This window comes from uncultured Campylobacter sp. (assembly GCF_937959485.1).
Taxonomy (GTDB): domain Bacteria; phylum Campylobacterota; class Campylobacteria; order Campylobacterales; family Campylobacteraceae; genus Campylobacter_B.
This window is the reverse complement of the sequence record NZ_CALGPY010000012.1, coordinates 75,249-88,644: the sequence shown is the minus strand read 5'-3', so window position 1 is coordinate 88,644 and position 13,396 is coordinate 75,249. Positions and strand designations below refer to the sequence as shown.

Below are 13,396 nucleotides of genomic sequence, written 5' to 3'. Positions count from 1 at the left end.
GAGAGAAAAATGTAATCCAAAAATACATCTTAATTTTCGAGGCAAAATATAGGTTAAAGCTTTTTAGTCCGAAGCTTATTTCTCCGGTAGCCATTTCGCCTAGATAATAATACGTAGTTCCCAGATATCCTAAGAAAAACGTAAATATAATAGCATTCCTTTTGGAAAAACTTTTAAATCATAGATATTTGGCATATTGTAAAAACTAAGATAAATCATCAAAGCCGAGCAAACAATTACCCAAATCCACATAAAACTTACGTAAAAAGCCGTAACCTGGGGCATTGCGCTAATAGCTTCAAAGGCTTCGATATTCGGAAAAATTCCTTTCATAAATTTAACGAAACTAGCGCAGGCTTCGCTTTTATCTAAAACTTTTATCGGTATAAAAAACACCGATAAAGATATAAGCGTATAAATAGGCATCGAATATTCTGCAAATTTAGAAAGCTTGGATTTTTCGTGGATTTTCGTAGGTCTCGAATCCCATTCGCGCAATTTGGGCTTTGGCGAATTTTCGTTTTCTAAATCGCTCATACAATCGATCCTTTGATTCACTACAGATTAAATTTTAATCTCATGCTTCGATGATAAAATTTAACTCAAAACGAAATATGTATGCTTAGCGCGATTATGCAAAGTAACATCGCCAGTGGTACGTATAAAAAGCGCCCCGTGTTGTACCAAAACGCGCCGTACCGCTTGGATGCGCCCGAATTTACTTCATCTAAAATTTCATCTTTTTTAATCACCCAAAACCACGAAACCGCGCCGATGACCGCGCCGATCGGGATGATGTAGATCGAGACGAAGTCCATCCATGGCCCCCATTTGACGATCGCCTCCATATTCACGCCCACGCCGAAGCAGATCACGCACAAAAGCACGAGCGTGCAGGTGCGGTTCAGGCGCGGAAATTTATGCATTAAGGACTCGGCGACGACTTCAAACATATTTTGAAGCGATGAAATTCCGCCGAAGATCACCGCCGTAAAGAGGATGATCGCAAAAATTTGCCCGCCGATCATATCTTGTAAAATTTTAGGCAGCGTCACAAAAAGCAGCCCCGGACCCGCGGCGGGATCGGTGTGATACGCAAAGACCGCAGGGATCATCACTAGCGCGGCCACCATCGCCGCAAGCGTGTCGAAAAACGCCGTATTTTTCGCAGCCGAGACGACATCTTCGTTTTTAGGCAGATACGCGCCGTAAACGATCATGCCCGAGCCCGTGATCGAAAGCGAGAAAAACGCCTGTCCCATCGCAGATATCCACACCATAGGATCGCCAAGCTTGCCGAAATCGGGCGTGAATAGAAATTTATACCCCGCGCCCGCGCCCGGTAGCGTGGCGACCTTGACTGCGAGCGCTGCAAAAAGGATGAAAAATAGCGGCATCATGATTTTGTTGGTTTTTTCGATACTGTGCGCGCCGAAAAACAGCGTAAAAAGCGTGCCCGCAACGACGATGAAGTGAAACGGCACGACCGAATACGGCGTTAGCGCGAAGGATTCGAACCAGGTGTTCGTATCCACGCTCATCAAAGAGCCGTCTATGGCCTGCGCTAGGGCTTTAAGCACGTATGAGATGATGACTGCGTAGCCGATAGCGATACACAGCGAGCCCGCAAGCGGCAGCCAGCCGATGATCTTGCCGATGGTGCCCAGGCTGCGGCTTTTCCACGCGTATTCGTAAGAGCCCAGAGTGCCCGTTTTAGCGCGGCGTCCGATGGCGTACTCGGCGCTAAGCCCTGCGTAGGAGAACAGCGCGATAAAAAATAGATAGATCAGCAAAAACGCGCCGCCGCCGTTCGTGCCGAGTTTGTAGGGGAAGCCCCAGACGTTTGCCATACCCACGGCAGAGCCCACACAGGCGATGATGAAAGCCCAGCGCGACGAGAAACTTCGTTTGTTCATTTGCGTATCCGTTTTTGAAATTTGCGTTATGGTAGCAAAAAAGTATTTAAATTTTATTTATTGTGCGTGGGATTCGGCTTATTTTTCGTGATTTCGTGGTTTCGTGATTTCGTGATTTCGTGATTTCGTGATTTCGTGATTTCGTGATTTTACATTCGCGCGCGAGGCGACCGCAGGTCTTTTAAATTTTGAATCTTTTAGCGGGGCGAATTTCTTAAATTTAGATGTTTTTGGCGAAATGGATTTTTTAAATTTTAGCGTTTTGCGAAGCGAATTTAAATTTATGCGCTGCTTACGGAGTAGCTTTTAGCTGTTGCCGAGTATATTGCGCTAATGTCGTGCCCGTGCATTTTAAATAATAGTATCTCGCACTGCCGATCTTTACGGCGACGGATCTCGTTTGAGCGTATCAAGGCGCGGTTTTAGCTCGATAATACCGGCGCCGCTTCAGTTGCAAATTTTATTTATCGTGACGGGCGCATGGAGCTTGCGATTTCTGGTCGCGCCAGCCGCCTCGCGTCGTCGCTGTGTCGCCGCATAAAATTTAAAAGTAAGAATGCAAAATTCTAAAATTTAATAGCCACTTCGTATCGCGAATGATACGGCGATCCGCAGCAGATGTCTGATTTAAAATTTTGCTATCTCGCAGCCGTTTTACTATCGCGCCGAAGCCGTTGCGCTTATGCCGGATTTGCTGCCGCGTTAAAATTTACTTCGATTTTTGGCTAAATTTAAGCTAAAAACGCTATAATCTCGTTTTCTTTTATTTCGTGCGCTCGTAGCTCAGCTGGATAGAGCATTTGATTGCGGTTCAAAAGGTCGGGGATTCAAATTCCTCCGGGCGCACCATCTACAAATATTTTTTTCGCTATAATCCGTGAAATTTTAATCTTGGAGCAAAAATGAGAGCATTCGCCGAATGGGAAGAACAAGAGGCGCTTTTGGCGTCTTTGCCGCACGCAGGTACCGATTGGGCGCCGTATTTAGGCGAGATACGAGCGGCTTATCGCGACTTTATCGCCGTCGCAGCGAGGTTTGAGCCTGTCATCGCGATCGCGCCGAGCCGCGAGGATTTTGAGCAAATTTGCGGTGGCTTAGCAAACGCGAGCTTCGCGCAAATCGACACCAACGATACGTGGATCCGCGATTACGGCGCAATCGACATAGAGGAGGGCGGCAAAATCACGGGGCTAAATTTTCGTTTCAACGCCTGGGGCGGTAAGTTTGCAAGCGCCAAGGACGATGCGTTAAATTCAAAATTTTACGCCGCGAGCGCCCGCCCGCTGCGAGACGTGGATCTGATCTTAGAGGGCGGCAGCGTCGATTTTGACGGCGCGGGCATGATGCTGACTACTAGCGCATGTTTGCTAAACGGAAATCGCAACTCTCTAAGTAAGACCGAGCTGGACGCGCGGCTGCGTGAAATTTTCGGACTAAAAAACATAATCTGGTTGGGGCACGGCTTCATAAAAGGCGACGATACCGATAGTCACGTCGATACTCTCGCACGCTTTCTAAGCCCGCGCGTCGTGGCGATAAGCTCATGCGACGATCCGAGCGATCTGCACTATGCGGAGCTTGGCGCGATGAAGGATGAAATTTCATCGCTCGGATACGACGTGATCGAACTGCCGATCCCGCGCGCGATCTTTTATCAGGGGCGCAGGCTGCCCGCGACTTACGCAAATTTCGTCTTTTTAAACGGCGCGCTCATCGTGCCTACATATGCAGACCCCGCAGATCCGCATGATCCAAACCGCGCGGCAGACGAGCTGGCGCTCTCGCGTCTGCGAGCAGCGTGTGCGGATCGCGAAGTAGTGGGGGTGAACGCGCGCGTTTTCATCCGTCAAAACGGCTCGTTGCACTGTTCGTGCATGAATAAATTCAGGCTTTAAATTTAGATCGAAGGAAAAATATGAAAATTTTAAAAGTTGGGCTGATTTCACATAAATTTGAAGGTACCAAGGCGCGCACGATAGCGCGTAGTATCGAGCTCATTGCGCGCACAGCGGCGAAGGGCGCACAGTTAATCGTTTTGCAAGAGTTTCATCAGACGCATTATTTTTGTCAGCGCGAAAATACTGAAAATTTCGACTATGCGCATGATTTCGAGCGCGATTTGCGGCTGTGGAGCGAGGTAGCGAAGAGATTTGGCGTCGTGCTGGTAAGCTCGCTTTTCGAGCGCCGCGCCGCGGGGCTGTATCACAACACTGCCGTCGTATTCGAGCGCGATGGCTCTATCGCGGGGCGGTATCGCAAGATGCATATTCCCGACGATCCGCAGTTTTACGAAAAATTTTATTTCACGCCGGGCGATCTGGGCTTTGAGCCCATAGATACGAGCGTGGGACGGCTCGGCGTACTCGTGTGCTGGGATCAGTGGTATCCCGAAGCGGCACGCGCGATGGCGCTACGCGGTGCCGAGCTGCTCATATATCCGACCGCTATCGGGTGGTTTGACGGCGACGACGAGGACGAGAAGGCGCGCCAGCTGGAGGCTTGGGTGGCGGTACAGCGCGGGCATGCGGTGGCAAACTCCCTGCCCGTAATCGCCGTAAATCGCGTGGGCTTTGAAAGCACTGCGCTTAGCGAAGTCTCGCCGGATGAAATTTTATCAGGGGGCGAAGCAAATTTGAATATGCGCGATAAAATTGCGCGCTCCACGGATGCGAGCGGCGAGAGTAAAATTTTAAGCGAGGGCGGAATTTTATCCTTTAATAACGAGGCGCTAACGGGTGACGGCAAAATGGCGATCGGCGGCGAAATTTTGCCCGCGAAGGATGAGGCGGCGCGAGAAAATTTAAAAATTTCGATAGAGATTAAATTCAACGGCGAAACTTTAGAGGTGCTGCCGAATAAACAGCGCGTAGATCAGCTTGTCAGCGAAGAGGGGATTAGGTTTTGGGGCAATAGCTTTGTTTTTGGCGCGCAGGGCGAGCAGTTGTTTCGCGCAAACAGCACCGACGAGCTATGCGAAGTTGTAACCATCGATATGCAAAGATGCGAAAACGTGCGTCGCTGGTGGCCGTTTTTGCGCGATAGACGCGTGGGAGAGTATGGAATTCTTACGAAGAGATACGGGCTGTAGCATCCTGTATCTCGAATAAACATATGGTTTATCGCGTGATGCACGAGAATCAAAGCAAATGATTTTTATGGTATCAATGTGCAGAGGCGCCACTACAATACATTAATAGACAAATGGATTTAAAATTTTGATTTTACAATGCCCGTAAAATCGGACTTTGTAAATAAATTGTAAAAAATTTACTAAAAACTATTGACAATTTTTAAATTTTTCTCTATAATTACGCCAAGTTTCGCATATAGGTATGCGGGATGAATTTTATATAAGGAGTAAACCATGAAAAAAGGTTTTACTATGATCGAGTTGATCTTCGTTATCGTTATTTTAGGTATCTTGGCAGCTGTTGCTATTCCAAGACTTGCAGCCACTCGTGATGATGCTGAGGTTTCGAAAGCAGCTTCTAACATTCAAACTATGGTAACAGATTTAGGTGCTTATTATACATCTCAAGGTAATTTTTCGACCGATGTTAGTGCTATGACAAATGTTGCTAACCCAGTAAAGGTCAAAGCACAACCATGCTTTCAGGCTGTTGGTCCTACAGGGAATAATACGATGTCTGTAACTGTTACTACAACTGGATTATGTGATCAAGTGTGGAGTATGCCAGGTCTATCACAAATTAAAACTAGAATTGATGCAGATACTGGTCTTAAATTCGGTGGTAAAAACGTTAACTATAACTAATATTTTAGTATAGATATTTTTTTAAGGCTCTAGCTAAAGCTAGAGCCTTTTTTTGTTTATATAAATATAATTTATTTGTTGAGTATTACTGATTTTCATTAATCCACTAATAGAGCTTGAGATTAATCTTGACTTTTGGTTAAAGTTTTTATATAATTAAAGTCTTTTTTGTTGGGGTATAGCCAAGCGGCAAGGCAATTGGTTTTGGTCCAATCATTCGGAGGTTCGAATCCTCCTACCCCATCCACTTTCGTGAATGCTATTTAAAATTCATTTGCGCTTCTCATATCGCAGAGTAGAGCAGTGGTAGCTCGTCGGGCTCATAACCCGAAGGTCGGTGGTTCAAATCCACCCTCTGCAACCAATATCTTTAAATTTATATCACAGCATCGTGGCTTTAAAATTTTACTCTTGTCTTCATTGCGGTATAAGAAAAATGTGTTTTATCTAAATCAGAGGATTTTATCTACTAAATTTATTTTTAAACTAATAGCTTAAAATTCATAAAGTCATCAAATAAGATACATTAAACTCTTTAAACTGTAAAATTTGCCGATTCATCTAAAATCTATGATTTATATTGTGTCGCCGATCTTGTTAATAGCATTATAAAGTATTGAAAGGACTTAAATTTACACAGAGTTTCTATCGTGACGTTAAAATTTTAAAGGTTCAAGAAAAGTTAAAAATTCCTTGAAAGTTTTTAACTTATCTTGAGTCAAATTTTATTTATCCGCTCGCCTGCTCGCAAAGACGGAAGTTATGGATGCTTATTCTTCATCTATAATTATCCATCTTTTTCTAGATTCTTCATCGTATTGCTTTAAAATTTCTATTATTCTATTCTGCAATATTTGCAAAGTTTCCATATATTTTGTAGGAATTAGTTCAAAAATATCCTCCAATTCGCAGCACTCGATTATTATATCTATAATGCGTTCATCGACCTTATTTTTTTCCAAGTGCGTTGAGATATAGGGTGAAAATAAAATTCTTTGGCTTTCATCTATGGTGATCGCTTTGTGCTCCAATGCCCATAATGAGCCTAGTGCCATTAGCAAAACAGCCCTCTCGCCCACAATATCAATATTTTTCTCTAATATCATTTGAATCGCTCCGTTTACATTTAATTTCATCTAAAATCATACAAATCTTCTCTTCGTCTATCTCTCCATAAAGACAAGGGTTTGCCAGTTCGAATATGATCTCTTGCAAAATTTCATCCTCATATCCTATATCCTCGCGACACTCTATTAAATTTGCCCATTCCTCAAGGAGATCATATGAAATTTCTTTATCGATGACCCTATTTAAGATATTTGCGATGGTATTTTTTGTTATTGTTACAAGCTCTGATTCGCTATTAAAGCCTATCTTTGCCAAGTCGCTTTTTATCGCGCTTATATCTTTAGCAAAATTTATCAAATTTAATAAAATATCTATTTTGGCCATCAATGCTGTATTCACCCTTTCGTCCTCACGCATCTATAACCATATCCTTATATTTTTCATAAAGCTTCGGTTTCAAAATTTTAAATTTCACAGCGATTCTCCTTAGTCCTTTCCAAATTTAAAGTTTTACCCAATCCTCTTCTTTGCGCCGAATTCAAATTCGACCTGCTTAAATGCGCTCTCTATATTTTTATGAAATTCCCTATACACAATCCAATTAAAATTTTCATTTGGATACCCGTCCGGGACCAATGGCTGGGCAGTATGCAAAATCATCTCCGTTTCTAGCGCGATACTTAGTGATATATTCGATCGCCACTTCGAATGCATCGTCATCTTCCGCTTTAATACTCCAGCCGTCGTATGTGATTATGGGCTTATTGTCGCTTAGGCGATATACATCCCCTCCGACGATAAGCATATCTCTATCTCTTGCGATTTTTAGCACCTCCATTACATCGTCAAATTTCCAAGCTATTTCATAAAATCCGAGCTCCTCTCTTAGGCGTATGCCGCGCTCTAGCAGATCCTGCGGCACGATATTTACATAATCTTCATCTATAAACAACATAATTCGCTCCTTTTAAGTATAAGGTTATTGCCATTGCCATTTTTCTATATCGTCTTTTTTACAAAAACCCATAATGCGAAAAAAGCTCCTAATAAAACCCCTATTTTTTCAGAAGTAATTATACGACAAACAAAAATAAAAGGAAAGAAAAATAATCGTAATCTAAAATAAGCACCTATATACGGGAAGTGAAAAGAAGTGATTAAAACTTAAAAATAGCTTAATTGGTGGAGGTGTGCGGGATTGAACCGCAGTCCGAAAATAAACGACCAAAGCCTCTACATGTTTAGCAAAAGTGAAGTTCTCGCGCAGGCTCGCTCACTTTCCAAAACGACCCGCCTGCGCAAAGACTAGAGTTTCACTCTACGGCTCGTCACGCCGCAGAGCTACGCTATCGCAGATTACCCGCCGCCGCGCTTAGATAGTATCGGCGCGGAGCAGGGCTCGACTGGACTTACGCAGCTTTAGCGTAAGCAGGAGCAAATTTAACGTTGTTTGCGTTTAAATTTAGTTTGGATTTTATACGCTGTATCCAAAGCGACATGCAGCCTTGACCCATCCGTTCCCGTCGAAGCCAAGTCACCCCCGAAAGAATGCGCGCGCATTTTACTTCAAAATTTTATAAATGTCAAATTCGGCTTATGCTAGAATTGCGTTTAAATTTTAACTAAATCAAGGATCCAAAATGTCAAAAATCACGCTTTCTAAATTATATGAGATGAAAAAATCCGGCGAAAAGATCGTGATGATCACCGCCTATGACGCACTTTTTGCTAAAATTTTCGACGACGAGGTCGATATGGTGCTCGTAGGCGACAGCCTAAATATGAGCTTCGGCGGGCACTCTGAGACCCTGGGCGCAAGCGTGGAGCAGATGATCTATCACGCGTGCGCCGTAAGACGGGGACTAAAGCGAGCGTATATGGTCGTAGATATGCCGTTTTGCTCGTGCGCGACGCCAGAGCTCGCACTGCAAAATTGCGCCAAAGTCTATGAGAGCACCGGCTGCGACGCCGTCAAGATCGAAGGCGGCGCGCATATGGCAGATACCGTGGCGCTGCTTAATCGAAACGGTATCGCCGTGATGAGCCACATCGGGTTAAAGCCGCAGTTTTCGCGCTTTACGGGCGGTTACAAAGTAAGCGGGTGCGGCGAAGAGGGCGCGCGCGAAGTCTTAAGCGACGCTAGAGCGCTTGTCGAGGCGGGCGCGGTGCTGCTGCTAGTGGAGGGGACGATCTCCACAGTCGCAAATCAAGTAGCACTCGGCACCGACGTGCCCGTCATCGGCATCGGCGCGGGCACCGGCGTGGACGGACAGGTGCTCGTGTGGAGCGATATGTGCGGGTTTTTCACGGAGTTTCGGCCGAAATTCGTTAAGCGCTATTTAGACGGCGCTGCGCTGGTAAAAGGCGCGGTGCGCGAATACGCGCGCGAAGTCAAGGAGGAGAGCTTCCCAAGCGAGGAGTTTGAATACAAGCAGTAGCGAGATTTGGGCTAAATTTTAAAATTTACGCGCCGAAACTGGCAATAAAGCCTCGCTTGCCTTAAATTAATGCTTCGTTTTCGCGCGCCGCAGGCTATACAAACAACTCGCCAGCTTGCGAAGCTTGAAATTTATTCGGCGCGGGCGCTTGTAAGTGCTTTGGGTTGGGTGGATACTCTGCGCGGTATTTTATATGGGCGGCGCCGTGCGAGAGTTTGCGCGCTTCTGCATGCGGGCGCCTATTTCTGTCGCTGAGCGCAATGTGCGAGCGCTTTTCATGAACACTCCCACGCCGCAGCTCTAAAATATGCTACGAGCGCTAAATTTTATGCACGCAGCCGTATAACTCGAACATAAACCAGCCGTCACGCCTAAACGGCTTATAAAATTTAAGGAGAAAATTTGGCTAAAGCTTTAAAAATCGTCATAGCCGCGGCTCTGGGCTTACTCTTTTGCGTAAAGGTGCTGCCGATTTTGGCGGCATTTTTCGCGTTTAATTCTTTCTTTGATAAAGATGATATGGAACTGGATAAAGCCCCGCCGATGCAAAACTACGAGCAAAATCGCGAGAAATTTTTGGATCTGTTAGCTTTTGCAGGTCGCACCCTAAAAATTCGCGCGTTATGATCGAAAGTGCCTACGGCGATGAGTATATTTGGATCTATATGGACGGCAATAAGACGAAATTTTATTCAAATTTCATTTTTAGAGATAATGCGCCGAGTATCGGCGATGGGCTAAAGCTCATCGGCTGGGACAAAAAGACGTTTGCAGAGCTAAAATCAAAGCTTGCGGCGATAAACGCCAGAACCATCGTGCTAAATAGAAGCGGCGATAGCGGGGTGCCTTGGGCGGAGATCACCTACCGATACGTGGAGCACTTCACCGATAGCTATCAGTTTTATGCCCCTGATAGCCCGAAGCTCGCCAAGCTGCACGCCAAGGGCTGCTCGAAAAAATTTGAAAGCGACGGCGTAGTATTTTTATTCGAAAGCACAACGTCCGGCTCATATAGAGCGTTCTGCGATGGCAACGACGATAATAAGAGCGTTTTGATCGAAGAGCATGATTTGTAGAACTAGGCTCGCGCAGGAAAAATTTAGCGTCTTAATTTGGGGTGCGATCGATAAGGCGTCGTGAGATTTACGGCTAAATTTAATCGCCCGAGCCCGCGTTGAGCTTGGCGCAAATTTTAAAATTCACGCTAAATTCTAAGTCGTCTTGAAAAACGAAATTTCGCGCGAAATTTTACCTAGCTGCGCAAGTGCGCAAGGCAAAATTCTGCATAAAATTCTACACAGAATTTCTTGCAAAATTTTAACCGACTATGCGAGATGGAATTCTGACTAGCTGCGTGCCGCGAAGCTTGAAGCGCGGAATTTAAAGCCTCGTTGCTGCAAAACAAAATCCGCAGCAAAGCTCTACGAGACAAAATTACGTTGCAAAATTTTGCTGCAAAATTCCAGGCGCCGAATTTAATATCATAAAATTCTAAGCGCCAAATTTCACGTCGTAAAATTCTGCGCGTATTTTTCAAGCGGCTAAATTTCGCCACTAAATTCTACGCGTTCAAATTTCGCGCTATCGCCCTGCAATCGCTGCTCGCGAACGCCCAAAGTCTTAAATTCTACGCGGTCAAATTCTACGCATTAAAATTTAGCGCAGTTACCGTTCGGCGCGCTGTTTGAAAACCGCCACAATAAAATTCCGCACTTAAGGCATAGCGGGCGTAGCGGCATGAGCGTAGTCTTAAAACGTCGCGCTAAAATTTCGCAGTCTTTCGCGACGGGTGCTCTGCTTTTTAGCCCCAGCCCTAAGCGCGTACCGTAAAATTCCGCGCTGCAAATTTTATCTCGCTCGCAAAAACCATGCCTTGCTAAAATTGTCAAAATTTAGCCATTTTTCGCTACACTTGCTAAAATTTTAAAAACGATTAAAGAGAGATTATGGACAGAATTGTAGAGATCGAAAAGATGCAGCTCGATGAGAGCGTGGAGAGCTCGCTGCGCCCGTCGAGCTTCGAGGATTACGTGGGGCAGGAGAAGATCAAATCAAACCTCGCCATCGCGATCGCTGCGGCGAAAAAGCGCGCCGACGTGCTCGATCACGTGCTTTTCTACGGGCCGCCGGGGCTCGGTAAAACCACGCTAGCGCACATCATCGCCGCTCAAATGGGCGCCGCCATCAAGGTCACCGCCGCGCCGATGATCGAAAAGGCAGGCGATCTGGCGGCGATTTTAACGAACCTGCAAAGCGGCGACGTGCTTTTCATCGACGAGATACACCGCCTAAGCCCGGCGATTGAGGAGGTGCTGTATTCGGCGATGGAGGACTTCCGCCTCGACATCATTATCGGCTCCGGGCCCGCTGCGCAGACTATCAAGATCGATATTCCGCACTTCACGCTCATCGGCGCCACGACGCGAGCGGGCATGATCTCCGCGCCGCTGCGGGATCGCTTCGGCATGCAGTTTCGCTTGCAGTTTTACACGCACGCCGAGCTTGCGCGGATAGTGCAGATCGCTTCTGTTAAACTCGGAAAAGAGAGCGCGGCAGATGCCAGCGCCGAGATCGCGCGTCGCTCTCGCGGTACTCCGCGTATTGCGCTGAGGCTACTGCGCCGCATACGCGATTTTGCCGAGGTGCGCGACGAGGGCGCTATCTCGCACGATCGCGCACGCGAAGGGCTCGAGGCGCTGGGCGTGGACGAGCAGGGCTTTGACGAGATGGATATAAAATATTTGGAAATTTTATTTGACGCTAAGCGCCGTGCCTTGGGGCTTAGCACGATCGCGGCGGCGCTTAGCGAGGACGAGGGTACGATCGAGGACGTCATCGAGCCCTATCTACTCGCCAACGGCTACATCGAAAAGACTGCTAAAGGCCGCATCGCAACCGATAAGGCGCGCGAGGCGTTCGGTCGCGTGCTAAAGACCGCGGAGAGAAATCTGTTTGAGGGGTAGGGCAGATAAAAATTTATACTTCACGGCGCTGAGCCAATAGCTACGCAGGCGGAGACCCTACCGTGGCGATTTTGCATGTTTGGTCTTTGAATTTTGCTTGGTTTTAAAGTTTCTTTAGATTTAAAATTTAAAGTGGGAAATTTTGTAAATTTAGAGCAAATTTATTATCACTCAATAAAACATCCAAAAGAATATGAAAGGAAATTTTATGAAATTCATAACAAAATATATAAAAAGGCTCTTATATTATTTTTACGATGTATTTTATAGACGTGTTTTTATCAGGGGAGTTTCGCATCCGCCGGCACAGGTGGCTAGCATAGGCTGTTATGGTTTGCTTTTTGCCCTATGCGGGATGCTTCTTACTATTTATAGAACGGATACGGCGCCCAAACGATTGAATGAGCTTGAGATAGATACCGGAATTTTAAGAAGCGTTTATTATGATTTTCGCGGAAGCGGCGGACGAATACATATAGAACTAGAAAACGGCAAGAAAAAAGTTTATGAAATAAGCAAAAGTGATAGCGATATTTACGAAAAGCTAAAAGGGCAAAAAATCAAAATTTACGGCGAGCCGAGCCCAGATATATTAGGCAATAATGAAATTTTACAGCTTGAAGATAAAGATGGAAAAATATATAAGGCATATAATTTCGATCATAGATTGTTAAGACCATATTTGATGACCGCACAGTTTAAATTCTTTTTAAAAGGGGTAGTTTTTCTACTTTTATTGATATTTTTTATAAATTTTTCAGATAGAAATTTGATTAAAAACAATCCAGAAGAAGGAGTAAAAGATGAGTAACGGATTGGGTATTATTAGAAATACGTTTTCGCATGGTCTCGCTAATGCGGCTGCAGCGCAAGCTGGAGCGAAGTTCTGCTTTCATATGCCTATAGGGGCGGCTATTATTCTCACTCTACATTGAAAGTTAAAATTTAGTCTATTCGCGCATCCGTTGTGCTCATTATTTTATAAATTCGTATTCTTTTATCCTACGTGGATTGTTGTTTGCGATTATTAAGGTACATTGATTTTCTAAAAAATAGCCTGCTGCCCGTTCAACCTTCGCTATACTCTCGTTTATCGTACCGATTTTACTTCGCTTCTAGCAGACGCATTCGCTATACATTTTTCTTTTCCGTGTGAAGTTGTCATTGGGCTTATTGTAAGAGTTGCAGCGCGAGCGGATCCAAACATCGGGTGCGCGCGGCTTTAGGTTTTGCGGC

14 protein-coding genes, 3 tRNA genes and 1 other RNA gene are annotated in these 13,396 nt (G+C 45.4%); 11 read left to right on the top strand and 7 right to left on the bottom strand.

Translation table 11 applies throughout. The features are described from left to right. Nucleotides 1–129 precede the first annotated feature (129 nt). Both Q0380_RS07875 and Q0380_RS07870 read right to left on the bottom strand, forming a co-directional pair. Complete coding sequence (locus Q0380_RS07875; protein WP_298962335.1) at nucleotides 130–537, bottom strand: hypothetical protein; 408 nt, start codon at nucleotides 535–537, stop codon at nucleotides 130–132. 65 nt (nucleotides 538–602) lie between these two features. Then, nucleotides 603–1,916, bottom strand: a complete 1,314-nt coding sequence (locus tag Q0380_RS07870; protein ID WP_298962332.1) for a sodium-dependent transporter — start codon at nucleotides 1,914–1,916, stop codon at nucleotides 603–605. 772 nt (nucleotides 1,917–2,688) lie between these two features. On the opposite strand from Q0380_RS07870, the gene Q0380_RS07865 reads away from it, so the two are divergent. From Q0380_RS07865 to Q0380_RS07840, 6 genes are all read left to right on the top strand, one after another. Continuing rightward, nucleotides 2,689–2,765, top strand: a tRNA-Arg gene (locus tag Q0380_RS07865). 53 nt (nucleotides 2,766–2,818) lie between these two features. Next, a complete protein-coding gene (locus Q0380_RS07860; RefSeq protein ID WP_298962329.1) occupies nucleotides 2,819–3,811 on the top strand; it encodes an agmatine deiminase family protein in 993 nt (330 codons plus the stop codon). Between the two features lie 20 nt (nucleotides 3,812–3,831). Beyond that, nucleotides 3,832–5,004, top strand: coding sequence for a carbon-nitrogen hydrolase (locus Q0380_RS07855; RefSeq protein ID WP_298962326.1), 1,173 nt, complete (start codon nucleotides 3,832–3,834; stop codon nucleotides 5,002–5,004). Between the two features lie 276 nt (nucleotides 5,005–5,280). Next, nucleotides 5,281–5,691, top strand: a complete 411-nt coding sequence (locus Q0380_RS07850; protein ID WP_298962323.1) for a type II secretion system protein — start codon at nucleotides 5,281–5,283, stop codon at nucleotides 5,689–5,691. 172 nt (nucleotides 5,692–5,863) lie between these two features. Next, nucleotides 5,864–5,938: transfer RNA gene (locus Q0380_RS07845), tRNA-Gln, on the top strand. Nucleotides 5,939–5,980: 42 nt separating this feature from the next. Then, a tRNA-Met gene (locus Q0380_RS07840) sits at nucleotides 5,981–6,055 on the top strand. 406 nt (nucleotides 6,056–6,461) lie between these two features. Here Q0380_RS07840 and Q0380_RS07835 read toward each other — a convergent pair. The 4 genes from Q0380_RS07835 to ssrA form a co-directional block, all read right to left on the bottom strand. Continuing rightward, the gene (locus tag Q0380_RS07835; RefSeq protein WP_298962320.1) at nucleotides 6,462–6,797 is read right to left on the bottom strand and encodes a DUF3969 family protein; all 336 of its coding nucleotides are present in this window, start codon (nucleotides 6,795–6,797) and stop codon (nucleotides 6,462–6,464) included. Continuing rightward, nucleotides 6,775–7,158 (bottom strand): hypothetical protein, encoded by a 384-nt coding sequence (locus Q0380_RS07830; protein ID WP_298962317.1) that lies wholly within the window; start codon nucleotides 7,156–7,158, stop codon nucleotides 6,775–6,777. Before Q0380_RS07830 ends, Q0380_RS07835 begins: the two co-directional genes overlap by 23 nt. Nucleotides 7,159–7,369: 211 nt before the next feature. Further along, a complete protein-coding gene (gene imm40 / locus Q0380_RS07825) occupies nucleotides 7,370–7,714 on the bottom strand; it encodes an Imm40 family immunity protein (RefSeq protein ID WP_298962314.1) in 345 nt (114 codons plus the stop codon). Between the two features lie 225 nt (nucleotides 7,715–7,939). Beyond that, nucleotides 7,940–8,301, bottom strand: a transfer-messenger RNA (tmRNA) gene (gene ssrA / locus Q0380_RS07820). Between the two features lie 98 nt (nucleotides 8,302–8,399). Between ssrA and panB the strand changes: the two genes are divergently transcribed. The 3 genes from panB to Q0380_RS07805 all read left to right on the top strand — a co-directional run bounded on the left by panB (nucleotide 8,400) and on the right by Q0380_RS07805 (nucleotide 10,273). Then, nucleotides 8,400–9,197, top strand: a complete 798-nt coding sequence (gene panB, locus Q0380_RS07815; RefSeq protein ID WP_298962311.1) for a 3-methyl-2-oxobutanoate hydroxymethyltransferase — start codon at nucleotides 8,400–8,402, stop codon at nucleotides 9,195–9,197. Between the two features lie 402 nt (nucleotides 9,198–9,599). Continuing rightward, a complete protein-coding gene (locus Q0380_RS07810; RefSeq protein WP_298962308.1) occupies nucleotides 9,600–9,824 on the top strand; it encodes a hypothetical protein in 225 nt (74 codons plus the stop codon). Further along, nucleotides 9,821–10,273 (top strand): hypothetical protein, encoded by a 453-nt coding sequence (locus tag Q0380_RS07805; protein WP_298962305.1) that lies wholly within the window; start codon nucleotides 9,821–9,823, stop codon nucleotides 10,271–10,273. Before Q0380_RS07810 ends, Q0380_RS07805 begins: the two co-directional genes overlap by 4 nt. Before the next feature lie 573 nt (nucleotides 10,274–10,846). Here Q0380_RS07805 and Q0380_RS07800 read toward each other — a convergent pair. Then, the gene (locus tag Q0380_RS07800; protein ID WP_298962302.1) at nucleotides 10,847–11,086 is read right to left on the bottom strand and encodes a hypothetical protein; all 240 of its coding nucleotides are present in this window, start codon (nucleotides 11,084–11,086) and stop codon (nucleotides 10,847–10,849) included. Nucleotides 11,087–11,143: 57 nt separating this feature from the next. Here Q0380_RS07800 and ruvB point away from each other — a divergent pair, with 57 nt between their 5' ends. Both ruvB and Q0380_RS07790 read left to right on the top strand, forming a co-directional pair. Further along, nucleotides 11,144–12,160 carry a Holliday junction branch migration DNA helicase RuvB gene (gene ruvB, locus Q0380_RS07795; protein ID WP_298962299.1) on the top strand — a complete coding sequence of 339 codons (1,017 nt, stop codon included), beginning with the start codon at nucleotides 11,144–11,146 and terminating at the stop codon, nucleotides 12,158–12,160. 208 nt (nucleotides 12,161–12,368) lie between these two features. After that, nucleotides 12,369–12,971: a hypothetical protein gene (locus tag Q0380_RS07790; RefSeq protein ID WP_298962296.1), complete on the top strand. Its 603-nt coding sequence runs from the start codon at nucleotides 12,369–12,371 to the stop codon at nucleotides 12,969–12,971. Nucleotides 12,972–13,396: the final 425 nt, after the last annotated feature.